The sequence below is a fragment of the Bradyrhizobium sp. HKCCYLRH2047 genome, from assembly GCF_051168175.1.
GTDB lineage: Bacteria > Pseudomonadota > Alphaproteobacteria > Rhizobiales > Xanthobacteraceae > Bradyrhizobium.
Genome location: NZ_JBNPUM010000003.1, coordinates 399,195 through 424,506 on the forward strand (window position 1 = coordinate 399,195; position 25,312 = coordinate 424,506).

At 67.5% G+C, this 25,312-nt stretch carries 22 protein-coding genes; 11 read left to right on the forward strand and 11 right to left on the reverse strand.

What is annotated here, in order from left to right; genetic code table 11:
- The first annotated feature begins 12 nt into the window (after positions 1-12).
- From ACQR1D_RS09110 to ACQR1D_RS09135, 6 genes are read left to right on the forward strand one after another with little or no spacing between them, the layout of a single operon-like run.
- The gene (locus tag ACQR1D_RS09110) at positions 13-300 is read left to right on the forward strand and encodes a XapX domain-containing protein (protein WP_315805329.1); all 288 of its coding nucleotides are present in this window, start codon (positions 13-15) and stop codon (positions 298-300) included.
- Positions 297-2,174: an amidohydrolase gene (locus ACQR1D_RS09115; RefSeq protein ID WP_434893832.1), complete on the forward strand. Its 1,878-nt coding sequence runs from the start codon at positions 297-299 to the stop codon at positions 2,172-2,174. Before ACQR1D_RS09110 ends, ACQR1D_RS09115 begins: the two co-directional genes overlap by 4 nt.
- Positions 2,174-2,599: a DoxX family protein gene (locus ACQR1D_RS09120; RefSeq protein WP_315805331.1), complete on the forward strand. Its 426-nt coding sequence runs from the start codon at positions 2,174-2,176 to the stop codon at positions 2,597-2,599. The genes ACQR1D_RS09115 and ACQR1D_RS09120 overlap by 1 nt, the downstream gene beginning before the upstream one ends.
- 27 nt (positions 2,600-2,626) lie before the next feature.
- On the forward strand, positions 2,627-3,517 hold the full coding sequence (locus ACQR1D_RS09125) for a glyoxalase (protein ID WP_316182948.1): 891 nt from the start codon (positions 2,627-2,629) through the stop codon (positions 3,515-3,517).
- Between the two features lie 12 nt (positions 3,518-3,529).
- Positions 3,530-4,939, forward strand: coding sequence for an alginate export family protein (locus ACQR1D_RS09130; RefSeq protein WP_434893831.1), 1,410 nt, complete (start codon positions 3,530-3,532; stop codon positions 4,937-4,939).
- 19 nt (positions 4,940-4,958) lie between these two features.
- Complete coding sequence (locus tag ACQR1D_RS09135) at positions 4,959-5,651, forward strand: YoaK family protein (RefSeq protein WP_316182950.1); 693 nt, start codon at positions 4,959-4,961, stop codon at positions 5,649-5,651.
- Positions 5,652-5,659: 8 nt separating this feature from the next.
- Here the strand turns inward: ACQR1D_RS09135 and ACQR1D_RS09140 are convergent, their stop codons facing one another.
- Positions 5,660-9,001, reverse strand: a complete 3,342-nt coding sequence (locus tag ACQR1D_RS09140; RefSeq protein ID WP_434893830.1) for a CHAT domain-containing protein — start codon at positions 8,999-9,001, stop codon at positions 5,660-5,662.
- Positions 9,002-9,315: 314 nt separating this feature from the next.
- On the opposite strand from ACQR1D_RS09140, the gene ACQR1D_RS09145 reads away from it, so the two are divergent.
- Both ACQR1D_RS09145 and ACQR1D_RS09150 read left to right on the forward strand, forming a co-directional pair.
- The gene (locus ACQR1D_RS09145; protein ID WP_434837836.1) at positions 9,316-10,581 is read left to right on the forward strand and encodes an HlyD family secretion protein; all 1,266 of its coding nucleotides are present in this window, start codon (positions 9,316-9,318) and stop codon (positions 10,579-10,581) included.
- 10 nt (positions 10,582-10,591) lie between these two features.
- Positions 10,592-12,169: a DHA2 family efflux MFS transporter permease subunit gene (locus tag ACQR1D_RS09150; RefSeq protein WP_434837837.1), complete on the forward strand. Its 1,578-nt coding sequence runs from the start codon at positions 10,592-10,594 to the stop codon at positions 12,167-12,169.
- 144 nt (positions 12,170-12,313) lie between these two features.
- Here the strand turns inward: ACQR1D_RS09150 and ACQR1D_RS09155 are convergent, their stop codons facing one another.
- Genes ACQR1D_RS09155 through ACQR1D_RS09170 form a run of 4 tightly spaced genes read right to left on the reverse strand, consistent with a single transcriptional unit; the run spans position 12,314 to position 17,003 of the window.
- Positions 12,314-13,165, reverse strand: a complete 852-nt coding sequence (locus ACQR1D_RS09155; protein WP_434837838.1) for a fumarylacetoacetate hydrolase family protein — start codon at positions 13,163-13,165, stop codon at positions 12,314-12,316.
- 9 nt (positions 13,166-13,174) lie between these two features.
- Entirely contained in the window at positions 13,175-14,497 is a 1,323-nt protein-coding gene (locus ACQR1D_RS09160) for an MFS transporter (RefSeq protein ID WP_316218796.1), read from the reverse strand.
- Positions 14,498-14,530: 33 nt separating this feature from the next.
- Positions 14,531-16,084, reverse strand: a complete 1,554-nt coding sequence (locus tag ACQR1D_RS09165) for a bifunctional 3-(3-hydroxy-phenyl)propionate/3-hydroxycinnamic acid hydroxylase (RefSeq protein ID WP_434837839.1) — start codon at positions 16,082-16,084, stop codon at positions 14,531-14,533.
- A gap of 25 nt (positions 16,085-16,109) precedes the next feature.
- Positions 16,110-17,003, reverse strand: coding sequence for a VOC family protein (locus ACQR1D_RS09170; RefSeq protein ID WP_434837840.1), 894 nt, complete (start codon positions 17,001-17,003; stop codon positions 16,110-16,112).
- Positions 17,004-17,177: 174 nt separating this feature from the next.
- On the opposite strand from ACQR1D_RS09170, the gene ACQR1D_RS09175 reads away from it, so the two are divergent.
- Entirely contained in the window at positions 17,178-17,894 is a 717-nt protein-coding gene (locus tag ACQR1D_RS09175; RefSeq protein ID WP_434837841.1) for a GntR family transcriptional regulator, read from the forward strand.
- Between the two features lie 2 nt (positions 17,895-17,896).
- Here the strand turns inward: ACQR1D_RS09175 and ACQR1D_RS09180 are convergent, their stop codons facing one another.
- On the reverse strand, positions 17,897-18,553 hold the full coding sequence (locus ACQR1D_RS09180; protein WP_315805365.1) for a TetR/AcrR family transcriptional regulator: 657 nt from the start codon (positions 18,551-18,553) through the stop codon (positions 17,897-17,899).
- A gap of 206 nt (positions 18,554-18,759) precedes the next feature.
- On the opposite strand from ACQR1D_RS09180, the gene ACQR1D_RS09185 reads away from it, so the two are divergent.
- Complete coding sequence (locus ACQR1D_RS09185) at positions 18,760-19,188, forward strand: CHRD domain-containing protein (protein ID WP_316182957.1); 429 nt, start codon at positions 18,760-18,762, stop codon at positions 19,186-19,188.
- Between the two features lie 30 nt (positions 19,189-19,218).
- On the opposite strand, the gene ACQR1D_RS09190 is transcribed toward ACQR1D_RS09185, so the two are convergent.
- From ACQR1D_RS09190 to ACQR1D_RS09210, 5 genes are all read right to left on the reverse strand, one after another.
- Positions 19,219-20,793, reverse strand: coding sequence for an EAL domain-containing protein (locus tag ACQR1D_RS09190; protein WP_316182958.1), 1,575 nt, complete (start codon positions 20,791-20,793; stop codon positions 19,219-19,221).
- A 161-nt stretch (positions 20,794-20,954) separates the two neighbouring features.
- Positions 20,955-22,142, reverse strand: a complete 1,188-nt coding sequence (locus tag ACQR1D_RS09195) for an MFS transporter (protein WP_434837842.1) — start codon at positions 22,140-22,142, stop codon at positions 20,955-20,957.
- 43 nt (positions 22,143-22,185) lie between these two features.
- Entirely contained in the window at positions 22,186-23,550 is a 1,365-nt protein-coding gene (locus ACQR1D_RS09200; protein ID WP_434837843.1) for an NAD(P)-binding domain-containing protein, read from the reverse strand.
- Between the two features lie 49 nt (positions 23,551-23,599).
- Positions 23,600-23,917, reverse strand: coding sequence for an ArsR/SmtB family transcription factor (locus ACQR1D_RS09205; RefSeq protein ID WP_316182961.1), 318 nt, complete (start codon positions 23,915-23,917; stop codon positions 23,600-23,602).
- 105 nt (positions 23,918-24,022) lie between these two features.
- Positions 24,023-24,502 carry a hypothetical protein gene (locus ACQR1D_RS09210; RefSeq protein WP_315805347.1) on the reverse strand — a complete coding sequence of 160 codons (480 nt, stop codon included), beginning with the start codon at positions 24,500-24,502 and terminating at the stop codon, positions 24,023-24,025.
- Positions 24,503-24,578: 76 nt separating this feature from the next.
- On the opposite strand from ACQR1D_RS09210, the gene ACQR1D_RS09215 reads away from it, so the two are divergent.
- Positions 24,579-25,229 (forward strand): Crp/Fnr family transcriptional regulator, encoded by a 651-nt coding sequence (locus ACQR1D_RS09215; RefSeq protein WP_316182962.1) that lies wholly within the window; start codon positions 24,579-24,581, stop codon positions 25,227-25,229.
- Positions 25,230-25,312 lie beyond the last annotated feature (83 nt).

Sequence of the window (25,312 nt, forward strand, 5' to 3'; positions counted from 1 at the left end):
CTGGGACGAACGATGAAGATCTATCTGTTCTCGCTCGGGGCAGGGCTTTTGGTCGGCGTGATCTACAGCCTGCTTCAGGTCCGCTCGCCGGCGCCGCCATTGGTGGCGCTGGTCGGCCTGCTCGGCATTCTCGTCGGAGAGCAGGTGATCCCCGTGGGCAGGCAGCTCCTGAACGGCACCACGCTTGCTGCCGCGTGGCAGAAGGCGGCCTGCGCCACGCACATCTTCGGCCTGCTGCCCGGCCATCACGGACGGGCAGACACAACCATCGCTCCGGCGCGGGACGAGAAGACCTCATGACCGATCATCCCGACCTCATCCTGCATCGCGGCCTGTTCACGACGCTCGATCGCTCCAATCCCGCGGCGAGCGCGGTCGCGATCAAGGACGGCGTGTTCACCGCGGTCGGCCACGAGCAGGACGTGATGAAGCTCGCCGGCCCCCGGACGAAGGTCATCGATCTCAAGGGCCGTCGCGTGCTGCCTGGCCTGATCGACAATCACCTGCACATCATCCGCGGCGGGCTCAACTTCAACATGGAGCTGCGCTGGGACGGTGTGCGCTCGCTCGCGGACGCGATGGCGATGCTCAAGGCCCAGGTCGCCATCACGCCGCCGCCGCAATGGGTGCGCGTCGTCGGCGGCTTCACCGAGCATCAGTTCGCCGAGAAGCGGCTACCGACGATCGACGAATTGAATGCCGTGGCGCCTGAAACGCCGGTCTTCCTGCTGCATCTCTACGACCGCGCCATTCTCAACGGCGCCGCGCTGCGCGCCGTCGGCTACGACAAGGACACGCCGCAACCGCCCGGCGGCGAGATCGCGCGTGATGCCGAGGGCAATCCGACCGGTCTGCTGCTCGCCAAGCCGAACGCCGCCATACTCTATGCGACGCTCGCCAAGGGACCGAAACTGCCGTTTGACTATCAGCTCAATTCCACCCGGCACTTCATGCGCGAATTGAACCGCCTCGGCGTCACCGGCGCGATCGACGCGGGCGGCGGCTTCCAGAACTATCCGGACGACTATGCCGTGATCCAGAAGCTGGCCGATGACGGCCAGCTCACGATCCGGCTCGCCTACAATCTGTTCACGCAGAAGCCAAAGGGCGAGAAGGACGATTTCCTGCGCTGGACGCAAAGCTCGACCTACAAGCAGGGCAACGGCTATTTCCGCCACAACGGCGCCGGCGAGATGCTGGTGTTCTCGGCCGCCGATTTCGAGGATTTTCGCGTACCGCGGCCGGACATGGCGGCCGAGATGGAAGGCGAGCTCGAAGAGGTGGTGCGCATCCTCGTCCAGAACAAATGGCCGTGGCGGCTGCACGCCACCTATGACGAGACCATCTCGCGCGCGCTCGACGTGTTCGAGAAGGTCAACCAGGATACGCCGCTCGAGGGTCTCAACTGGTTCTTCGATCATGCCGAAACGATCTCGGACCAGTCGATCGACCGCATCGCCGCGCTCGGCGGCGGCATCGCCGTGCAGCACCGCATGGCCTATCAGGGCGAGTACTTCGTCGAGCGCTACGGCTTTGGCGCGGCCGAGGCGACGCCGCCGGTGAAGAAGATCCTCGACAAGGGCGTCAAGGTCTCCGCCGGCACCGATGCGACCCGCGTCGCCTCCTACAATCCCTGGGTCTCGCTGTCCTGGCTGGTCACCGGCCGCACCGTCGGCGGCCTGCGGCTGTATCCCCAGCGCAACTGCCTCGATCGCGAGACCGCTTTGCGGATGTGGACCGAGAACGTCACCTGGTTCTCCAATGAAGAGGGCCGCAAGGGCCGCATCGAGGTCGGCCAGTTCGCCGATCTGATTGTGCCGGACCGCGACTTCTTCTCGTGTCCCGAGGCCGAGATCGCCGACATCACCAGCGATCTCACCATGGTCGGCGGCCGCGTCGTCTATGCGGCGTCAGATTTCAAGATGCTGGACGACTCCGCGCCGCCGCCGGCGATGCCGGACTGGTCGCCGGTGCGCCGCTTCGGCGGTTACGGCGCGTGGCTCGCGAAGGATGAGACCGGCGCGGTGCGTGCCCAGGCGATGCAGATGTGCGGCTGCGCCAATGCCTGCGGCGTCCACGGCCACGACCATGCACGGTCCTGGTCGAGCCAGTTGCCGATCGCCGACCTCAAGAGCTTCTGGGGCGCGCTCGGCTGCGCCTGCTGGGCGGTGTGATGGCCGTGATCCCGGACACGCCGCGGCCGGTCGCAGCGGTGCTCGCCTGGCCGTGGCTCTGGCCCGCGGCGCGGCTCGCGCTCGTCTCGGCCTATGTGATCGGCGGCGTCCAGAAGCTGATGGATTTTCCCGGTGCCGTCGCCGAGCAGGCCCATTTCGGCCTGCAGCCGGCGGCGCTGTGGGCGGTCGCTGCAATCGCCGTCGAGCTGATCGGCTCGCTGCTCGTCGTGGTCAACCGCTTCGCCTGGCTCGGCGCCGGTGCGCTCGGCGTGCTCACCTTCGTCGCCATGCTCACCGCCAACGACTTCTGGCACATGGAGGGCCATGACCGCTTCATGGCGCTCAATTCCTTCTTCGAGCATCTCGGCCTGATCGCCGGTCTCGTGCTCGTCTCCATCATGTCCTGGCGCGCGCGCCGCGCCTGATCCGGTCTCCATTTGTCTGAGGTTGTCATGATCCGCTCCCGTCATCTGCTCGGCGTACTCGTTGCCACCGCCTTGTTCGGCGCTCCCGCATTCGCCAAGGACACCGCGCGGCTCGTGGGCGTCGGCGCGCAATACGACACGACGCATGTCTATGTCGCGCCCGACGACGTCGAGAAGTTCGTCACGAGCTTCCTCGCCACCTTCGGCGGCCAGAGCACCAAGCAGGTCGTCGCGACGGTGACGCCGACGCCGAGCAGCACGACCTCGCAGCTGCTGCAGACGCCGGTCGGCACGGTGTCGCTGTTCGGCTTCAAGACTCCGATCCCGTATCCGTTCGGCGCAGAGCGCACCGGCTATCTCGTCACCGACATGGACGCCGCCATCAAGGCCGCCAGGGCCGCCGGCGCCGACGTCGTCGTCTCGCCGTTTCCCGATCCGATCGGCCGCGATGCCGTGATCCAGTGGCCGGGCGGCGTCAACATGCAGCTCTACTGGCACACGACCAAGCCGTCCTACGCCGCGTTCGAGAAGGTTCCGGAGAACCGCGTCTATGTCTCGGCCGATCGCGCCGAGGCGTTTACCCGCGCCTTCCTGCGGTTCTCAAAGGGCAAGGTGATCTCCGACGAGGCCAAGGCGCCGGGCGTCGAGATCGGCCGGCCCAACGACCGCTACCGGCGCATCCGCATCGAGTCGGTGTTCGGCCGCATGACCGTGCTCGTCACCGATGGCCATCTGCCATATCCGTTCGGCCGCGAGATGACCGGCTATGAGGTCGCCGACCTCAAGGCCACGCTCGACAAGGCCAAGGCTTCGGGCGCGACCGTGCTGGTCGAGCCGTTCACGGCGGACAAGCGCGAGCAGGCGCTGGTGCAGTTTCCCGGCGGCTATGTCGCGGAAATCCATGCGCTGGTAAAGTAGCGCCATCGGCGGATGGAGAGGCGCGTGCGGATGGCTGGGGCACTGACGAGGACGGCCGCGGCGCTTGCGATGGTCGCGGTGTCGTGCGGCCTGGCCGCCGCCGAGGACGCCCGTCCCGCCATTCGCACCAATCGCTGGCAGGAGGACTGGTCCGTCCTCGCCAATCCGGCGCTGCGCACGGAGCCGTTCGATCCGATCAAGTACATTCCGCTGCAGGCCGGTGTGCCGCAGAGCTATGTCTCGTTCGGCATGACCCTGCGTGAGCGCTTCGAGAGCCTCGATGCCGCGAGCTTCGGCATCGGCGGGGCGAAGCCGGACCAGCACGTGTTGCAGCGGCTGCAGATCCATGCTGACGCGCATCTCAACGAGCACTGGCAGCTGTTCGTCCAGCTCGAGGACGACCGCGCCTTCGGCAAGGCCAACATCACGTCGGTCGACCAGAACCCGCTCGATCTCCGGCTCGCCTTCCTCGCTTATGTCGATGCGACGGAGCAGGGCACGTTCAAGGCACGGGTCGGGCGGCAGGATTTCGACTTCGACCTGCAGCGCTTCGTCTCTTCGCGCGACGGGCCGAACGTGCGCCAGTCCTTCGACGCGCTGTGGGCCGACTGGGAGAGCGGCCCGTGGCGCTTCATCGGCTTCGTCAGCCAGCCGGTGCAATACAAGCTGGTGCGCCCGTTCGACGACACGTCGAACGGATCGTTCCTCTTCCACACCTTCCGCGTCGAGCGCCAGGTGTTCGGCACCAACGAGCTGTCGTCGTATTATTCCTACTATCAGCGTGACGATGCGCGCTTCCTCGATGCCGCAGGCCTCGAGCAGCGCCACGTGCTGGACATCCGCTTCGCCGGCAAGCTCGCCGGCTTCGACTGGGATCTCGAGGCGATGGGGCAGGCGGGTTCGGTCGGGGCGACGCAGATCCGCGCCTGGGGCGCCGGCGCGCGCGCCGGCTACACCTTCGCCGACGTCGCCTGGCAGCCGCGCATCGGCCTTCAGCTCGACGGCGCCTCCGGAGACCGCCATCCCGGTGACGGCAAGATCGAGACCTTCAATCCGCTGTTCCCGAACGGCTACTACTTCACGCTGGCCGGCTTCACCGGCTACACCAACCTGATTCACCTCAAACCGTCGCTGACGGTGAAGCCCATGACAGATCTCTCATTCATGGCCGCGATCGGCCTGCAATGGCGCGCGACCAATGCGGACGCGATCTACGTCCAGCCCAATGTCGCGGTCGCCGGCACCGCGGGGCAGGGCAGCTCGTGGTCCGGCGCCTATGCGCAGCTGCGCGCCGACTATCGCTTCAACGCCAACCTCACGGGCGCGTTGGAAGCCGTGCACTATGAGATCGGCGACACGCTGCGCCGCGCCGGCGGCCACGACAGCAACTACATCGGCATCGAGCTGAAATACGCGCTCTGAACAACGAAAGCAGGACCACATGTCGCAATTCGAGTCCCGCAACGTGGTGCCGCTGCTGCTCAGCGTCAATGCCGGCTATGTCGACACTGCCGGCTTCCTGGCGCTGCAGGGCCTGTTCACCGCGCACGTCACCGGCAACTTCGTGACGTTCGGTGCGGCGCTGGCGCTGGGCACCTCGGGCGCGACCGCCAAGCTGCTGGCGCTCCCGGTATTCTGCTTGGTCGTGATCGCGACGCGGCTGGCCGGCACGTTGCTGTCGCGGCGGTGGTCGCGCGCGTTCGAGGTCCTGATCGGCGTCAAGCTGGTGCTGCTCGTCCTTGGCGCCGTGCTCGCCATCCATTTCGGCCCGTTCCATGACGGCGACAGCCGCGAGGCGATCATCACCGGCATGGTGCTGGTCGCGGCGATGGCGATCCAGAACGCCGTGCACCGGATCCATCTGCCGAGCTCGCCGCCGTCGACCCTGATGACCGGCACGACCACGCAGGTGATGATCGACCTCGCCGACAGGATCTATGTGGGCGACAAGGGGCAAGCGCCGCCGCCGGCGCGGCTGATGCAGATGGCGATCAACGTGCTCGCCTTTGCGCTCGGCTGCGGCGCCGCGGCGCTGCTGTTCATGCGCCTGGGAGGCTGGTGCTTCGTCGTGCCGCCGGTCATCGCCGCGCTGGCGCTCGGCGTGCGCCTCGCCGGGCCCGAGCCGGCGCGCTGAGGACGCCGTCAGGTGCCGGTGCCGAGTGCCGGCTGGACGTTCGGCGCAGGCGCCGTCGGCGGCAGCCGCGGCAGCGACGGCGCAACCTGGGTGTCGCCGTCGCAGTGCACCGCGTAGAGCAGCCCGAGCGGGTTGCCGTGCTCGCGGAGAAATTCCCGGCGCAAGCTGAGGAACGTCTCTCCCAGCGGCACGCCGTCGAGAAAGCTTTCGAAGAAGCGCTTCGCCCAGGCCGTGGCGAAGATCGCCGGGGTCTTGCATTCCGTTCCAACCACGCCGCGCGCGCCCTTGGCCATGAAATACGGCACGAAGCCGTCGTAGAACGCCGGCGACAATTCGGCCGACTCGCAGGCGTTGATGAAGACGAGGGGGTTGCCGGGAAGCAGCTTGCTGGTCGGGGCGTCCAGGCTGAGCTCGCCCAGCGTGATGCCGGCATCGGTCAGCACCAGGCTGGAGCTGTCGGGACCGCCGGGGTCGTCGAGGCCGGTCGCCCGGGCGTGACAATAGAGGTAGAGGATCTGGTCGTTGGTGGTCTCGTCGGCCAGCGCCTTGACCAGCTCCTTGCTGGTCGTGCGCGACACGATGTGGACGTTGCGGCGTGCCGCCTTTTCCGCGAGCCAGAACCGCTGCTGCTGGGCGACGAGGTCGGCGCCCATCTGCCGGTCGATGTTGTCGTTGACGTTCAGGCTGATGCTGAGCTCGGGCTTGTCGCTCGGGATCAGGCAGTCGGAGATGCGCGGCGTGTTCTGCATCGGGATCTGCTCGATCACGTGGCGCATGCCGATGAAATTGTCCCAGTCGAGCTGCGCGCCGGCCGAGGCATCGCCGACATAGAGCAGGCCCCACGGCACCGTGGTCGCCTCCGCCACGATCTGCAGCTTCAGCCGCCTGGAGCGGTCGCTGGTGAGCTTGCGCAGGAATTCGCCGATGTCCTTGGAATCCTGCGCCGCGGCGGGCCCGAAGAACAGCTTCTGGAACAGCGCCGATCCCGCCCGCGCCATGATCTTGAGCGCGGCGTCGCGGTCGGCATCGGCAATGTCGATCCCGCTCTGGAAGACGAAGCTGCCGGCCGCGTTCTGATGGGTCACGACCTTCATGAGCTCCTGGCGCACGATCTCGATCGATTTGGCCAGGTAGTCCGGCAGCAACGGCAGCCGGGCGCGCGCCGTGACGGGCTTCCAGACAAGACAGTCGTAGCCGCCCGCGATCGGCATGATCGACAGGCCGACGTCGCGCGGATTGAGCACGCTGGCGGAGGAGTAGGGCCGGCCATGCGCGCCCTCGACGCGGGGAGAGGGCGCCGCGCCGACATCGATGACAAGGTCCATCTGCTGGACGAAATTGCCGTCCTTGTGGACCGTCGCCCGCAGAGCCGACGGGCCGAATTTCTTCGGCGACAGATCGAACCGTGCCTTGTTGCGCGACTTGCCGGTGCGCGGCAGGCGCAGCGGGCGGCTCTTGTCCGACAGCTCGAAATCGTCGCTGTCGAGCTGGATGGTCAAAGTGACGTCGGAGGTTCCTTCCGGGAACAGCTGCTCGTCGGCAAGCGGCACCGACGAGACGCCGCTCTGCTGGATGTCGACGTCGAAGGCGAACGTGTACCACTGGCCCGGCTTCAACGGCGCATCGAGATCCTCGAAGCCGGCATTGATCCAGCGCTGCTCGCCGGGCGGATAGGCTTTGCGGTTGTCGAGCGGGGGCGGTTGCGGAACGGTCGGCGGCGGCGCCCATTGCGGATATGGCAACTGAACCTGCTGCTGCTCTTCCTGCTGCCGTTGCTGCTGCTGATGCTGACTCTGCTCCCGCTGCTGCTGCTCGCGTTGCTGCCGCTGGCCCGGCTCGACCTGCTGCTGCTGTTCCTGCCGCTGAACCTGTTGCACCTGCTCCGAAGTCCGCTCGAACGTTCGCTGCCGCCAGAGTTGCTGATCGTATCGCTGTTGATCGAAGTGGCGGATGTCGTCGCTGAGCAGCCCGCCGCCGATGCTGCCGGGTTGCGGCCTGACGGCCGCGGGCGCGGCCAGGATCGCGGCCCAGAAGGCGTGAGCCACTTCGGGGTGGGCGATGTCGCTGTGGGCGCCGGCCGCGCCGCCGCCGTTCCGGATGATCCGGCTCGCCTCGATGTTGTAGACCCGGCCGCTGCCGAAACCGTAGCTGAAGCCGACATCCTGGATCGGCATGTCGACGGTCGCCACAGGCTGGGTGCCGCGGACGCCGAAGCTGCCGATGGCGCCGTACAGCGGATAGTCGGTATCGAGCAGATATTGCTGCTTCAGCCGCGCTCCAAGCGGGTAGAACCATCCGTTCGCCCGGTCGTAGCTCGAGCGGGTGGTCACGAAGGCGCCGCGCACGAGCCCCTTCAGCAGCGTGCGCCGGAAATAGCCCTGCGCCGGGGCGGCCTGCGGAATGCTCTCGGCATAGCACCACAGCGACAGTGCACCCTGGACCAGGAACATCGTCTCGACCGGACGCGGCAGCGCGCGGCCGTCGGGTGTGCCGGCGACGGCCGCCGACACGACGATGCAGCCGAAGCTGTGGCCCATCAGGTGCACCCGGGCCGCCGGCGCCGCCTGCTGCAGCTTGACGAGGACATCATGGGCGCCGGCCTCGCCGAACTGGCGCGCGCGATCCTTCATCTTCCAGAACGACAGGATGCGGAGCGGCGCCAGCAGCGCCTCGCGCAGATCATCGCCGAGGCCGAGCGTGCCTGCGGTCGCATCGGCCGGCGCGCTCCGCGCCTCGTTCACGATCACGGTCGGATCGAACCGGTCCTGCTCGGCGCCGGGGCGCCCGCTCGCATCGCCCATCGCAAGCCCGGCCGCGGCGAACAGCCTGAGATAGGCATCGCGCATCGAATCCGGCAACGTCGCCGCCGGCGCAATGCGCGCCTGCTCGAGGATCGAGCGAATGTCGGCGCGCGCCGCCGGCGTGTCGGCGATGCGCGCCGCATAGCGCTCCACTTCCGCCTCGAGCGATGCCGCCGGCGTGTCGGCGGACAGTAACCCGCCGCCGCCCGACGGCAGCGTCTCGTCGCCGAACGGCAGGCTCGGCCAGTGCAGTCCGATGATGACGGGGGCAAAGCCGGGATGCTGCTGCGCGGCGGCGAGCCGATCCGCATCGAGCCCCGCCATGGCGGCGAGCCAGCGGTCATACTGCTCGATCGCCCCAGGGACGTCGCCCATCCAGCCATGGCTCAGCAGGATGATATCGCTGACCGCCGCGCCCAGCGCATGGAGGCGGTTCACCACCATCTCGCTCGCGAGCGAACCGTCGGCCTCTCGCCGCTCCTGCCCCGTCGCATCGAAGGCGATGAGCACATATTGCAGGTCTGAGCCTGGCACCTGACGGACGGGCATGCGTGCCTCGCAATAGGATCACGTCGGCATCTTCCGCGGTAGTCGGTTGCCGACCCTAACAATTTCTTATTATGCGTGTGTTGTATTTAGCCGCGTTGATCGAGTCAACGCGATGACGTGAGACTGCAACCGCGGCTGCGTCACGCAGTTGACCTTGCTCACGGCGGTTCGCGGTGGAGGCGCAGGGGAACGCGCGTCGGCGATCTCCAATGACGAAAAGTTTAGCCGGCCTCATCGCTGTGCGCCATTGCGTCCCACATGCATCGCGCCCAACTGTAGAAACGAAACGGTTCCGTTCTTTTCAAGGAGACGTGATGACACAGCAAGCTCTGTCATCGGCTGAGGTTCCATCTGCGGCCAACGACGATCCGGTGGTCTCCGCGCGCGATCGTGCCGTGCGGCAATGGCGCGGGGATGCCTCTGGCGACACTCCGCAGCAGATCGAGGCCAAGGCGCCGGCTGCGGAGCCCGGTCCGTCGCCGACGGAGCACGGGCAGCGCCAGGAGGGGGCCCGGAGGAGCCTGATCCGGCGGCATCCGCTTGGGGCAGCGCTGGGTCTCGTGCTGCTGCTCGCCGTCGGCGCCGGCGGCTACGTCTACTACGATGCGGCCGGTCACTATGAGACCACCGACGATGCCTTCATCGCGGCCCGCCAGTTCTCCATTGCGCCGAAAGTCTCCGGCTACATCACCGCCGTCCCCGTCACCGACAACCAGCACGTCAAGGCCGGCGACGTGATCGCGCGCATCGACGATCGCGACTACAAGACCGCGCTGGCCCAGGCCGATGCGCAGGTGAAGTCGGCGCAGGCGGCGATCCGCAACATCGATGCGCAGATCGAGGTGCAGCAGGCGCAGATCACCGCGGGCCAGGCCCAGGTCGAGCAGGCCCAGGCCGGGCTGACCTTCGCCGAGCAGCAGGCCAAGCGCTATCAGGACCTCGCCCGCACCGGCTCGGGCACGGTGCAGAGCGAGCAGCAATACACATCGCAGCTCCAGCAGCAGAAGGCGGCGCTGACCTCGGCGCAGGCCAATCTGCAGGTGGCGCAGCGGCAACTGGAGTCCTTGAAGGCGCAGCGCGAGAGCGCCGACGCCAATCTCGCGCAGGCGCAGGCGCAGCGCGACCAGGCGCAGCTCAATCTGTCCTACACGACCGTGACCGCGGCGCAGCCCGGCCGCGTCGTCAATCTCAGCGCCGCCGACGGCCAGTTCGCGGCACAAGGCACGGCGCTTTCGATGTTCGTGCCGGATGACGTCTGGGTGACCGCCAATTTCAAGGAAACCCAGCTCGACGAGATGCGTCCAGGTCAGCCCGTGACCCTGGAGATCGACGCCTATCCGGAGCGCGAGATCCGCGGCCATGTCGCCAGCGTGCAGTCCGGCTCGGGCCCGGCCTTCTCGCTGCTGCCGCCGCAGAATGCGACCGGCAACTACGTCAAGATCGTGCAGCGCGTGCCGGTCAAGATCGACATGGATGATCCGCCGACGGACGTCGCGCTCGGTCCCGGCATGTCGGTGGTGCCGACCGTGCGTGTCGATCCCAGGCCGTCGCTCTATGAGCGGCTGAAAGCCGTGCTGTAAGAGGTCCGCCATGAGCGCTGCTGCTCTCTCCGCGCCGCGCGCCGGCAGTCCGTGGATCATCGCGGTGCTGGTCGCGGTCGCGACCTTCATGGAGGTGCTCGACACCACCATCGCCAACGTCGCGCTGCCCTATATCGCCGGCGGCATGGGCGTGAGCCAGGACGAATCCTCCTGGGTGGTGACGACCTATCTCGTCTCGAACGCGATCATCCTGACGGCGTCGAGCTATCTCGCCAAGCGCCTGGGCCGCAAGACCTTCTTCATCATGTGCCTCGGCCTGTTCACCTTGAGCTCGGTGCTGTGCGGCTTCGCCTGGAATCTGCAGGTGCTGCTGCTGTTCCGGATCATGCAGGGCCTGGGCGGCGGCGGCATGGTGCCGGTCGCGCAATCGATCCTCGCCGACTCCTTCCCGCCGGAAAAGCGCGGCCAGGCGTTCGCGCTGTTCGGCGTCGCCGTCGTTGTCGCGCCCGTCGTCGGCCCGACGCTCGGCGGCTATCTCTCCGACAACGTCTCATGGCACTGGTGCTTCCTGATCAACGGCCCCGTCGGCGTCGCCGCGATGCTGCTGATCGGGCTGATCCTCAAGGAGCCTGAAGCTGTCACTGAAGAGCGGCGCAAGCAGGCGCACGGCTTCGACGTCGTCGGATTCATGCTGGTCGCGACCTTCCTCGGCGCGCTCGAACTGATGCTGGACCGTGGCCTGGAGGACGACTGGTTCGACTCGCGCTTCATCTTGGTGACCGCCGCGGTCTGCGTTGCGGCCTTCATCGCCATGATCCCGTGGGAGATGAACCAGAAAAACCCGACGGTCGACGTCCGCATGCTGGCGTCGCGCCAGTTCGGCGCCAGCTTCCTGGTGATGCTGGCGACCGGCGCGATCCTGCTCGGCACCACGCAGATGCTGCCGCAGATGGTGCAGCAGGATTTCGGCTACACCGCGACCTGGGCGGGCCTCGTGTTGTCGCCCGGCGGCCTCGTCACCATGGCGATGATGTTCGTGGTCGGACGGCTCTCGGGCAAGGTGCAGCCGAAATACATGATCATGACGGGCGCCGCGGTCGTCGCCTTCGCGATGTATGACCTCACGCGGGTCTATGCCAATGTGGACTTCTGGTTCTTCGCCGAATCCCGCATGCTGATCGGCATCGGCCTGCCGCTGATCTTCCTCTCGATCACGACCGCGTCCTACAACGGCATTCCGCCTGAGAGGACCGACCAGGCCTCCGCCCTGATCAACGCCGCGCGCAACACCGGCGGGTCGATCGGGGTGTCGCTCGCCGCCAACATCCTGGCGCACCGCGCGCAATTCCACCAGAGCCGGCTGGTCGAGAATGCCATTCCGTCCAACCCGGCCTATCAGGACACGCTGCACCAGGTGACCAACTACTTCACCGCCCATGGCAGCTCGCTGGTCCAGGCGCAGCAGCAGGCGCTCGCCTGGATCGGCCAGACCGTGCAGACGCAGGCGTCGCTGCTCGCCTATGTCGACGTCTACTGGGCGCTGATGCTGATCTCGCTGTCGGCGATTCCGCTGGCCCTGACGCTCCGCAAGGTCAAGCTCGGCGGCGGCCCGGCGATGGCGCATTGAGGAAGCACGGTCGTTCGGCTGTCGTTCCGGGGCGATGCGCAAGCATCGAACTATGGTGCGCAGTTGCGCACCTGAGAATCCCGAGATTCCGGGTTCAGCCCTGGCGGGCTGCCCCGGAATGACGGTCAGGAACATCAGGGGCGCTCACACCGCCTCGTCGGCGATGCCATTTCGCAGCAGTCCGATCTTGTCGATCTCGACCTCCACGACATCACCGGGCTTCATCCACAGCGGCGGTGTGCGGCGGGAGCCGACGCCGCCGGGCGTGCCCGTGGCGATCACGTCGCCGGGCTCGAGCCGGGTGAACGAGGAGCAATATTCGATCTGGCGCGGGATATCGAAGATCATCTGGCTGATCGTCGCATCCTGGACGACCTCGCCGTTCAACCGCGTCTGCAGCCGCAGCGAACCGAGATCGTCGATCTCATCCGGCGTGACCAGCCACGGGCCGAACCCGCCGGTCGCCGGAAAATTCTTGCCCGGCGTGAATTGGTGGGTGTGGCGCTGGAAATCGCGGACGCTGCCCTCGTTGTAGCAGGCATAGCCGGCGATGTGCTTGAAGGCCTCGCTGCGCGGGATGTAGCGACCCGGCTTGCCGATCACGATGGCGAGCTCGCCCTCGAAATCGAGATCGGTCGAGACGCGCGGGCGGATGATATTCGTGAGATGCCCGGTCTGGCTGTTGGCGAAGCGGCCGAACACCGTGGGGTTCTCGACCTCGGAGCGGCCGGTCTCCTTGCGGTGCGTCTCGTAGTTCAAGCCGATGCAGAGGATCTTGTCCGGGTTCGGGATCACCGGCAGGAAGCTGATGGCCGAGAGCGGATGCCGCCTTGCGCCTGAGGCCGCTGCAGCCGCCTCCTTCAGCGCGTCCGCTGCGATCGCCGATTTCAGGTCCGGGAAGCGGTCGCGCAGGACGGCACCGAGATCGGCGACGTCGGTGCCCTCGACGAGTCCCCAGGTCGGCGCATTGTCGATGGTGAAGCTTGCAAATCTCATCCGATGTCCTCAGGTCGAAACCGCCGCTACGGCGGAGGGAGAAGCCGGTTCTTGCGCCGATTTCGCGAAGCGCGCGATGGTGCGCTCCGGGAAGATCAGCGCGAAGGCCGAGATGGCGCCAACGATCAGCACGCCGGCGGTGAAGGTCATGGCGTGGGCGTAGCCGAGCGGCGCGTTGCCGCCGGCCTCGCCGACGATCCAGCCGGTGAGCGCATTCGACACCAGCGCGGAGGCCGCGTTGCCGGAATAGATCACGACGATCAGCCGGCCGCGCTGGATTGCCGGCGCCACGGCGCCGAGCGCGACGGGGCCGAAGATCGTGGTGAGACTCGGCGCCGCGAAAGCGATCGCGATGCAGGCGAGCTGCAGCGGGCCCGAGGTGACGATGCTCAAGAGCAGCGCGCAGCCGGCGGCGAGCAGGGCGAGACCGGAGGCGTGGCCGAGGCAGGCACGCAGGCTGAAGCCTTTGCGCTGCAGAACTTGCGTCAGCCAGGAGCCGCCGAGCAGCAGCGGCGACTGGAACAGGTAGATCCCCGAGATGATCCAGCCGACATCGACCTGCTTGTAGCCGAGCCCGAGCTGCAGATAGGGCGGCAGCCAGGTCGCGGACATGCCGACGATCCAGTACGACGCGGTCGACATGATGATGACGCCGATCACGGTCGGATCGGCCCACAGCACGCGCGCCGGCAACGCCTTGTCCTTCGCCGCCGAAGCCTCCGGCGCATGGGCGGAGTAGGGTCCTTCACCACCGACGAAGAACCAGCCGAGCATCCAGGCGAGCCCGAGCAGGCCGCAGAACAGGAAGCCGGTGCGCCAGCCATGGCTCACGATGACATAGGTCAGGATCGGACCGCCAGCCAACAGACCGACGCTGATGCCCTGCAGCACCACGGCGCTCGGCACGCTGCGGCGGTCGGCGGGAAACCAATTGTAGCAGGCGTGCAGCGCGGTCGGCAGTCCCGGGCCTTCGCCGGCGCCGAGAATGATGCGGCAGATCACCAGCACGGCGATCGAGCCGGAGAAGAAGATCGGGATCTGCGTGGCCGACCAGACGGCGGCCATGATCAGGAGCAGCCATTTCACCGGGAAGCGGCCGACGACGAACATCCCGACCGCCATGCCCGACAGCGAGAACAGCAGGAAGAAGCTGCTGCCGATCAGCCCGAACTCCTTCGGGCTCAAGCCAAGCTCCTTCATCATCGGCACGGCCGAGAGGCCGAATACCAGCTTGTCGAAGAAGTTCAGCGTCTGGAACAGGAACAGCATGATGAGGACGGCGATCGCGCGTCCTCCCACACTGGGTCTGGCGGTGTCCGATGATGTCGTCATGGCGTTTCCCCGTTTGACATTCTCTTGTTTTGATTAGTGCAGTCGTTGGTTCAGCTCGCTCAGCAGCGCGGCGAGCTCCGGCGCGTCCGTCGCGACGCCGTAGACATAATGATCGGGGCGCACCAGCGCGGCGCTGCAGCCGTGGCGTTCGAACCAGCGTGCGACGACGGCGCTCTCCTCGTGCAAGCCGTGACCGCCGATGGCGATCACACTGATCCCGGCGTCGCGGGTCGCGGCGTCGATCGAGCTCGAGTTCAGCGCGCCCCGCCCGTCGAGGACGAGCCGCCATCCGGTGCCGGTGATGGTATCGAGCAGCGCTCGCCCACCACCGTCGCCGACGATCCAGGGCTGCGGAAACAGCGTGCCATTGGCCGCGTTTGCCCTGGTCGCGAGCAGTCCCTGCGTCAGCGGCGGCACGATCTCCTGCCGCGTGATGGTGCGCGGCGCGCCGCCGCCTTCGGCAAGGATACGCGCATCGCGTGCCGCTGCGGCCTCCGGATCCTGCTCGCAGATGACGCGGCCGATCGCCTTGATGCGCGTGGTCAGCTCGCGCACATGCGTGCTGCGCTCGCTCTCATAGCTGTCGAGCAGGGCCGTGGTCGATTGGCCGCGCAACACGCGCGCGAGCTTCCAGCACAGATTGGCGGCGTCGCGCAGGCCCTGGCACATGCCCTGGCCGATGAAGGGCGGTTGTTGATGCGCGGCATCGCCGGCGAGCAGGACACGACCCTGGCGCCAGCGGTGCGCGACCAGCGCATGGAAGCGGTAGCTCGCCGCGCGCCACAGTGTGGCGTCCTTGGGCCCGAGCCAGCGGGACAGCAACTGCCAGACCTGCTCCGGCTGCTCCATCGCGTGGCGGTCTTCCCCCGGCCGCAGCATGATCTCGAAGCGGCGATGGTTCCCGGGACCGATGATGTAGGTGGTCGGACGCGCGGGATCGCAGAATTGCGCCGCGGTGGCCGGGAGCTTGCCGGCGCCGCCAGCATTCACGAGAAGATCGACCACCAGCCATGGCTCGTCGAAGTCGAGATCATCGAAGCTGATGCCGAGCTGCTGGCGCACGGTGCTGGAGGCGCCGTCACAGGCGATCACGTAGTCGGCGGTGACCTCATGCGTCGTGCCGTCCGCCCGCTGCAGCACGACGGTCGCCGCCGTTGCATCCTGCCGGATCGCGACGAGGCTCGTGCCCAGCTCGACCGTCACCGACGGACAGGCGCAAACGCGATCGCGCATCATCTGTTCGACCGGCGGCTGCGTGAACACCATGCTCGGCGTGTAGCCGAGCGGGTAGGGCGGGCCGACCATGTCGATGCGGCGGATCAACTGCCCTCGTGCGCCGAAATGCTCGGACGCCGGGAACGGCGCGACGTACCGGCTGACCTGTTCGGCGATGCCGAGATTGTCGAACAGCCGCATGATCTCGTGATCGAGCGCGATCGCGCGCGGCTTGTCGTAGATCTCGACAGCGCGATCGATCGCGAGCGTTTTGATGCCCTGCATGCCGAGCAGGCTCGCGGCGATGGCGCCGGTCGGACCGAAGCCGATGACGGCAACCTCGAAATGCTTGTGATCGGACGTGGCTGACATGGAAACTCTGGAGTTGGACAACGAGTCAGGCGGCGTAGCCGACCGCGAGCTGCGCGGCCTTGACGTGCTCGGCCTTGGGCGGCGCGATGCCCCATTGGTCGGTGCGGCCGGGCGGCCAGACCCAATGCTCCGGCCCACGCACGACGTAGTCGTCGTCGACCTGCAGCACCTCGGCGGTGTATTCGATCACGGTCCCGACGGGATCGATGAAGTAGGCGAAGACATTGTCGCCGGGGCCGTGGCGGCCGACGCCCCAGGCGATCGGATGGCCGGCATCGATCATGCGGCCCGCGCCGCGCATCACGCCTTCCCAGGTCGGCATCAGGAAGGCGACGTGGTTGAGGCCGTTCACCTTGGCGGCGGCGATCACCACCGCATGGTGATCGGAGTTGCAGCGGACGAACGCCATCGCCGCGGAGCGATCGGTCAGCTTGAAGCCGAGCGCCTTCTCGTAGAACGCAGCCGTGCGATCGACGTCGGTGCTGTTGAGATTGACGTGGGCGAGCCGCTCGGGGAACTCGGGCCGCGGTGGCCTGGTGTCGTGCCTGAGGTCGTCATGAACGAAGCGCAGCACGCCGCCTTCGGGGCCGCGCAGGCTCATGATCACGCCGCCGTCGGGACCGGGGTTCGGCGCTGGCGCTGCGATCAGCGTCGCGCCTTCATGGATGGCGTTGCGGCTGACGGCATCGAAATCACTGGACTCGGCGAGGCGGAAAGTCACCGCCTTCAACTCGGTACGCTCGCTCTGGTGCAGCGCTACGACATGATGATCGCTGCCGGTCGCACGGAGATAGACGATGCCGCGGGCCTCCGCGACGCGCTCCAGCCCCCAGGTCTGTCGATAGAACGCTTCCGAACGCGCGAGATCTGGCGTGCCCAGATCGACGCTGCGCAGAGCCGCGACCGGAAACCGGGTCATGAGCGTGTCCTCCTGCGCGATGCCCGGGTGAGGACGCGCGACGTTTCTATCCCTGGCCGGCAGAACCGGCTCGTCCCTTTTATTACATAAAAAATATGAATCAATCAGAATTTATAAATTTTATGTTCTGTAGCCTCGCTCTATACATGTCGTCTGATTCAGAGGAGATCGGGCGTGGATGCGGTTTTGGAGGCCGAGGGGCAGGGCCCGTCGACGCAGGCGAGTCATGTGTATGACCGGCTGCGCGAGGACCTGCTGTCCGGCCGGCTGGCGCCGTCGCGCAAGCTGCAGATGCGGTTTTTGACCGAGACCTATCAGACCGGGCAGACACCGCTGCGCGAGGCGCTCAACCGCCTCACTGCCGACGGACTGGTCGAGGTGCGCGAGCAGCGCGGCTTCTACGTCAAGGACATCAGCCGCGCCGAGCTCGCCGAGCTGACCAAGACCCGCTGCTGGGTCGAGGCGCTGGCGCTGCGCGAGTCGATGGCGGCGGCGACGCCGGATTGGGAGGAGCAACTGGTGCTGGCGCAGCATCGGCTCAGCCGCGCGCCGCGCTCGCTCAGCGCGACCACGTTCGAGGACAATCCGGAGTGGGAGAGGCTGCACCGGATCTATCATCGGGTCCTGATCTCGAACTGCGGCTCGCAGTCGCTGATCGCGTTCTGCGGCCAGCTTGCCGACCAGCTCTATCGCTACCGCCGGCTGTCGATCCGCAAGGCGTTTCCGTCACGCCCCGTCGGCGACGAGCACGCCGACATCATGAACGCCGTGCTTGACGCCGACACCGAACGCGCGGTTGCGCTGCTCACGGCGCACTATCAGCGCACCGCCGACGTGATCCTGCAGGACGAGACGATCTTTCCGGAGCTGCGCAAGGACAAGCAGATTTAGGATCACGTCGTCGCGGCGAGGAAGAAGTCGACGCGCTTCTCGACATGCGCCTGGGCTTCCTTCTTCAGGGTGCGCATGTCCTCGCCGAGCAGGCTGCGGATCAGCACGGCGAACACGACGAGATCGAGGAAGATCCGTGCGCTGTCCTCGATGCGATCGGCCGAGAACGCGCCCTTGCCGGCAAGGCCTTCGGCGCGCGCGAGCTCGCCGATCGCATGGCTCACATTGCAGGTGGCGCGCTTGCGCGCGGTGTCCTGGATCTCGAGCGTCAGCTCGGGAAACCGCGGATTTTCCGCAATCGCGGTCCGCATCAGGCCGATCGTGTCTTCGACGAAGGCGCGCTCGATCAGGGTGAGTCCGAGGCTGATCAGCCGGGCGCGGAAGGTGCGGCCCTGCGGCACCAGGTTCTCATATTGGGTGTTGCGCGCGGCATGGCGGGCGATCACAGCCGCGAACAGCGCGGCCTTGCTGGGAAATCGCGCGTAGATGGTCGGCTTGCCGGCACGCGCGGTCTGCGCGATTTCGTCGACGCTCGCGCCTTCGAAGCCGTTGGCGAGGAACACCGTCTTTGCCGCATCGAGAATGCGCTCCTCGACCTCGCCGGCACGTTCGAGCGGAGGCCGCCCCACCTTGCCGCGCGCCGTCTTGGAAGCAACCATTCGATCCGCCATGGCTTTCTTTCTTTCGAGGCTTTCTTTCGAGGCCTTTGTGTTCCCGTCCTGTTTGGCACAGGGGTCCGGATTGTTCAATCAACGCGGCCGGGGGCCGCTGCTCATGCCTGGGGCGTTAACGCGTTCCACGGAATATCGGCTTGCCCGTGGGGTCTCGAACACTGAGACTGCCCAAAACGATTGAGGAGGAAACTATGGGACGGACATTCGTTCATTTGTCGTTGCTCGCGGTCGCCTGCGTCGCGGCCGCGCCGCTTGCGCGCGCTGAAACCGTCATCTTGAAGTCCGAGCTCAAGGCCGCCAACGAGGTGCCGCCGAACGCCTCGCCCGCGACGGGCGCGGCCGAAGCGAGCTTCGACACCGCCACCAAGACGCTGAGCTGGAAGGTCACCTATTCGGGCCTCACCGGGCCGGCAATGGGGGCGCATTTCCACGGTCCCAGCGAGCCCGGCAAGAATGCCGGCATCGTGCTGCCGTTCAAGAGCCCGGAGACCCCGATTACCGGTTCGGCCGTCATCACGGACGCTCAGGCGGCCGACCTGCTGGCCGGCAAATGGTACGCCAACGTCCACACCCAGGCGAACCCAGGCGGCGAGATTCGCGGACAGATGACCCGGCAGTGAGGCGCGTGCCCGACGCGCGCGGGCTCGCCGTCACGCGGCCAGTTCCGGCGCGCCGGCCACGCCCGGAACGGCCGAGGCCCGGCGCACGTCGAGGAACTGCTTGAAACGCCCGAGCGACAGCGGCGGCGCAACCAGATAGCCCTGGCCTTCCTCGACGCCGCAGGCGATCAGCGCATCGACCTGCTCCTGATGCTCGATGCCCTCGGCGACCACGGACATGTCGAGCTCGCGCGCCAGCGCCACCAGCATCTGCACCACCACGATGGCGGACTGGTCGCGGGTGATCGCGTCGACGAAGAACTTGTCGATCTTCAGGATGCGCGCGCCGAGCCGCTGGATATAGGACAGGCCGCTATGGCCGATGCCGACGTCGTCGAGTGCGACGCGGAAGCCGAGCTCGCTGAGCTCCTTCACGACATCAGTCGCCTTGGCGAGATCGGCGAGCTCCTCGCGCTCGGTGACCTCGAGCACGACCTGGCGGGTGGAGACCGATGACGACGCGACCGTCTTGCGCAGATCGTCGATGAAGCGGTCGCCGAGCAGGTGGCGCGGGGTGACGTTGACGGACAGCTTGAACAGCTTGTCCTGCTTCATCTCCGGCTGCAGCTCGCGCAAGGCGGTCTTGAGGAGCTGCCAGGTCAGTCTCTCGATGCGGCCGGAGCTCTCGGCGAGCGGGATGAAGCTCATCGGCGGGATCAGCCGGCCGTCCGGCTTCTCCCAGCGCGCCAGGATCTCGCAGCCGACGATGTCGCCGGTCTTCAGTCGGAAGGTCGGCTGCACATAGGGCTTGAACTCGTTGGCCGCGAGCGCGCGGTCGAGCTCGGCGACCGGGTCCACCGGCCGGCTGAGGTAGCTCGCCAGCAGCAGGCCGAACATGCCGCCCAGCGTGCCGGCGGCGAGCATCGTCAGGAGATAAGCGAGGTCGCCGCGCGCGCTCAGGCTCTGCGGCCGCACATGGATCGTGGCCTGCAGCGGATAGCGGTCGGACACGGTGGTGAACGCGACGGTCTGCGCCGGCGATCTGGCGGATGCGTCGGGATGATAGCCGGCCACCTGCTCGCCATCGGGCAAAGTCAGGGTGACGTTGCTCTCGGCGCGCAGGCCGACCGGCATCACGTCCAGCAGATTGCCGTCGATGCGCAGGATCGCCGCCAGCGACCGTTGCGGGTCGATGTCGCGCATCACGCCGAACGCGGCGCCGGTGAACTGCTCGACGCGGAACAGCCGCAGCTCGCCGTCGGCGGACTTGAACATCTCGTCGCGCCGCGCCCAGCCATTGTCGAATTCCAGTGTTTCGGAATAGGCCGCGCACTTGACCGCGCCGTCGCGATCGACGGTGCGGATGTCCTTGATGATGGTGCCTTGATAGACGTGAAGGCGCAGCGCCTGCAGCGCGACGGCGCTGCAGTCCATCGGTCCTTTCGCGATCAGACGGTTCAGGATCGATCCGGCCGAGTCGATCGCGGCCTCGGAACGGCGGAGCGCCAGCTTGCTGAGCTCGCTGAGCTGCCGCGCGGTCTGGTTGCCGATCAGCGCGGTCACGGCGAGATCGGCGCCGGCCAGGAAGATCCCGACGCAGGCGACCACCGCCGCGACACGAAGCATGTGTTTACGTTGCAATGCCATCGTGTCGTGAACGCCCCCGTATGACCACGGGTATCCTTCAATCCAACCTTCAACTTTCCGTATATGCGCCCCAGGATGCCCGTCCGCAGCGGCACGGTGGGCCGTGAGCGCAGGAAGCTGGTTAATGAAGGGCTACCGGCTCAGGCCGCCTTGTCGGTGGTGTCGAGCGGCATCGCCGTCTCGGCGCGCTCGGCCGGCAGCAGCATCAGGGCGGCGAGCGCCGACAGGCTCAGGCTCGCCGACACGATCAGCACGCCGCGGCCGAGCCCGTCGATGAGCAGGCCGAACAGCAGCGGCGCGAAGGCCTGGCAGATCCGCGACGGCGCCCCGATCAGGCCGAGCCGGTAGGCGTAGTTGACGGGGCCGAAGATCGCGAGCGGCAGCGTGCCGCGAGCAATGGTCAGGATGCCGTTGCCGGAGCCGTGCAGCAGCGCGAAGGCCGCCGCCGCGCCGCCGCCGAACAGCCCGATCGTCACGGCGCCGATCGGATGGGTGATGCAGGCGAGCCGCGCCGAGGCGAGCGGATGGAAGCGGCTGAGGAAGCCGGCCTCGAACACGCGCGCGGCGACCTGCGCCGGCCCGATCATCATGCCCGCGAACAGCGCCTGTGCAGGGGTTGCGCCGAAGGCCTGCATCAGCCGCGGCAGATGCACCGCCATCGCCGCGGTCACGGTCCAGGCCGCCGCCATCGCGAACGCGATCAGGATCATGGGACGATCGAGCGGAATGTTCGGCTTGCCCCCCGGCATCTCGCCGGGTGCCATCGCGGTGGCACGCGGCAGCGACAGATTGAGCGGCAGGCCGATCACGAGATGCGCGATCGCCCAGGCAAAGCAGGTCTCGCGCCAGCCGATGGTGGCGAGCCCCCAGGTGCTCAGCGGCCAGCCGACGGTGGAGGCAAAGCCCGCGATCAGGGTGATGCCGGTGATCGCGCCGCGCGCATCCTTGCCATAGATGCGACCGAGCGCGCCGAACGCGGCATCATAGAGGCCGAGCCCCATGCCGACGCCGAGCCACAGCCACGCCAGCGCCATCACCCACAGCGAATGCGACAGGCCAAGCAGCGCGAGCCCGATCGCCAGCACGATGTTGGAGGCGCACAGCACCTGGCGGCCGCCGACGCGGTCGATCTGGCGGCCGATGCGCGGACCCAACAGGCCGGAGATGATCAGCGAGGCGGAGAAGGCGGCGAAGAACCAGTTGTTGGACAGGCCGAGATCCCTCGCGATCGGGTCGGCGAGGATGGCGGGCAGATAGTAGCTCGATCCCCAGGCCAGCGTCTGGGCGGTGCCGAGAGCGATGACCACGCCCAGCCGTCTTGCCTGCATTCCCGTCGACCTCTCCTCGGTTCTGCGTTACGACGTCTCTGGATCACGAACAGCCGCAGCCGCTGCGGCCAGCCGCCTTGGCCTTGGCATCATCGGCACAGCAACTGTCTACGCCCGATGGCGCCGGTCCGCCACAGCAGCCGGACAAGGCTGCAATGCTCTCCACTCCGCCGCGGGTGCAGACGCCGGTCTCCGGCAGCTTCAATTCGACACGATGCGCGGCGGCCTTGTCGCCGGCGATGTCGGCGGTGATCGACCGGACCTGCTCATAGCCGGTCATCATCAGGAAGTTCGGCGCGCGGCCATAGCTCTTCATGCCGGCGAGATAGAGCCCGGGCTCGTCGGCCTGCGCCAGCTCGCGCGCGCCATGCGGCCGCACCGTGCCGCAGGAATGTTCGTTCGGATCGATCAATGGCGCGAGCGCCACAGGGGCCTCGATCGCGGGATCGAGCCGCAGGCGCAGCTCCGCCAGCAGCGACAGATCGGGGCGGAAGCCGGTGGCGACGATCAGCTCGTCGGCGGTGACGTGGCGGTCGCCCGCGGCATCGATCCGCAACCGGCCGTCCTCATCGGTGATCCCGATGACGCCGAAGCCGGACTCGAGCCGGATGCGGCCCGAACGCACCAGCGCGGCAAAGGCCAGGCCGAGCTCGCCGCGCGCGGCGAGCTGGTCGGCGCTGCCGCCGCCGAACGCCTTCGCGGGATCGTCGCCGCGCAACAGCCAGATCGCCTGCGTGCCCGGCGCATCCTCGGCCAATGCGGCCAGATCGATCAAGCTGCCGATCGCCGAGTGGCCGGCGCCGAGCACCGCGACCGTCTTGCCGGCATAGCGGCTGCGCTGCGCGCCCCGGACGTCCGGCATCGCGTAGGCGATGCGCGCCGCATGCGCGGCTTCGCCGAGCGCGGGCAGCCCGCCTTGGCCGGCAGGATTGGGCGAGAACCAGGCACCGGAGGCGTCGATGACGGCGTCGGCCTGCAGCGCCGCCTCGCCCTTGCCGTTGTGGGCGCGGATCTCGAACGGCGCATCGGCGCGTCCCTTCGACCTGGCCTTGTCGAAGCCGGCGCGGCCGATCGCGGTGACGCGATGCGAGGTTCTGATGACGTCGCGCAGCGCGGTGCGCGTTGCAAGCGGCGCGAGATAGGATTCGATCAGCTCGCGCCCTGTCGGATAGGCCTCGGGCTCGGGCGAAGTCCATCCCGTCGCCGCCAGCAGCCGCGCCGCCGCGCTGTCGATGTTGTACTTCCACGGCGAGAACAGCTGGACGTGCTGCCACTGCCGCACCGCATGCGCGGCTTCTGGACCTGCTTCCAGCACGACCGGGGTCAGGCCGCGCGCCAGCGCGTGGGCGGCGGCCGCCAGCCCGACCGGGCCGGCGCCGATGATCGCAACCGTCTTGGCATCCGTCATGGTACTTCCTCCCATATTTCTAGAATGATCGAATTAAAGGACGAAACCATCAGGCCGCCGGCCGAGCGGTGCCGCAGCCGCGATCCTCGACGCAACACTCGGAGACGAGGAAGCCGAGCAGGGAGCGCATCACGTCGTATTCGGCGTGACAGACCAGCGTGGTGCCCTCGCGCTGCTGCGAGATCAGCCCGACCGCGACCAGCGTCTTGACGTGGTGCGACAGCGTCGAGGCCGGGATCTTCAGCCGCTCCTGCAATCGGCCGACCGGCATCCCGGCATGCCCGGCGCGCACCAGCGCGCGGTAGATCTTCAGGCGCGTGGTGTTGCCGAGGGCTTCCAGGCGGGCAGCGGCGTCATCGAGCTTCATGACAACCAGGATGGGGCAGGCGGCGTGCCGAAGTCAAACGATATTTCTAGAATATTGGAAATAACGCGCCGCGGTGCATCGCCGGCGGGAGGCGCGTCCGGCGCGCTATCGCAGCCGGTAGCCGGCATGGCAGCCCACGCAGGCCGCCATCGTCTCGCCGAGCGCCTTCAGCGCCGGCTTGAGGTCGCCGGTCACGCCCGCATTCTGCGCTTCGATGGCGAAGCGGCTCGCCGCCTTGTGCATGGTGGTGCCGGCCTCCTGCATGCCCTGGGGCATGAACCCGGCCACCTCGGCGGCGCCGTGCAGCCGCAGCGAGCTCATGCCGAGGCGCTGCTCGGCGATCTGGCCGGCCTTGTCCGGCTCGCCCGCCGCGAGCGCGTCGTTGATCTGCTGCAGCGCCAGCAGATGGTCGCGCATGTTGGCAAGCGTATGCTCGGCGAGGTCGGGCGGAAACGCCACCCGCTCGCGCGGGTCTGCCGGAAGCATCCCGTGGCTGCCATGGTCGTGATGGCCGTGGTGCTGGGCCGTCGCGATGCCGGCGGATGCGACGAGGGCCAGCGTAACGGCGGCGAGACGCAGGCGCATGAGGACCTCCATTGAGCGAACGCGGTGACGTCTTCCCTAGACCGCGCAGCCGGACGGCGCATATGATCCTGATCATATGCCGAGGATTGACCATCTCCCGCCCGAGGGCACGCGCCCGCCGCTCGACTGGCGCGCTCTTGCACGGCTGTCGCCGTTGCTCGCCGCGCTGCCCGCGGCCGCGCGGTTGCGGACCCGGCGCATCCATGTGCCGCGCCAGGGCACGGTGTTCTGTCGGGGTGATCGGCCGCGGGCGATGTTCTTCGTGCTGACCGGCGAGGTGAGGCTGGTGCGCCGCTCGCGCGCCGGCGACGACATCGTCCTGCAGCGGGCCCGCCGCGGCTTTCTCGCAGAGGCCAGCCTCGACCAGTCGACGTATCATTGCGACGCCGTCGCGGCGCAGGATTCGGCGCTGCTGGCGATCGAACGCAAGGCCTTCGCCGAGGCGCTGCGCCGTCCCGAGATCGGGGACCGATGGTGCGATCATCTCGCCCGCGAGTTGCGCAAGGTCCGGGCGCAGTCGGAGCGGCTCAGCCTGAAGACGGCGCGCGAGCGGATCGTGCATTTCATCGAGACCGAAGGGGAGGGCGGCGAGGTCGAGCTCGGCCGGTCGAAGAAGGACTGGGCCGGCGAGCTCGGCGTCACCCATGAAGCGCTCTATCGCGCGCTGGCGCGCATGGAGCAGCACGGCGAACTCATCGTCGACGGCACCCGCCTGCGCTTGCCGTGAGCCGTCCGTCTCCGGCGTCTTTCGCTCCGTCGTGCCCTCCCTGCGCAGCCGCCCTTGACGTTCGCCTGTTATATCGATAATTC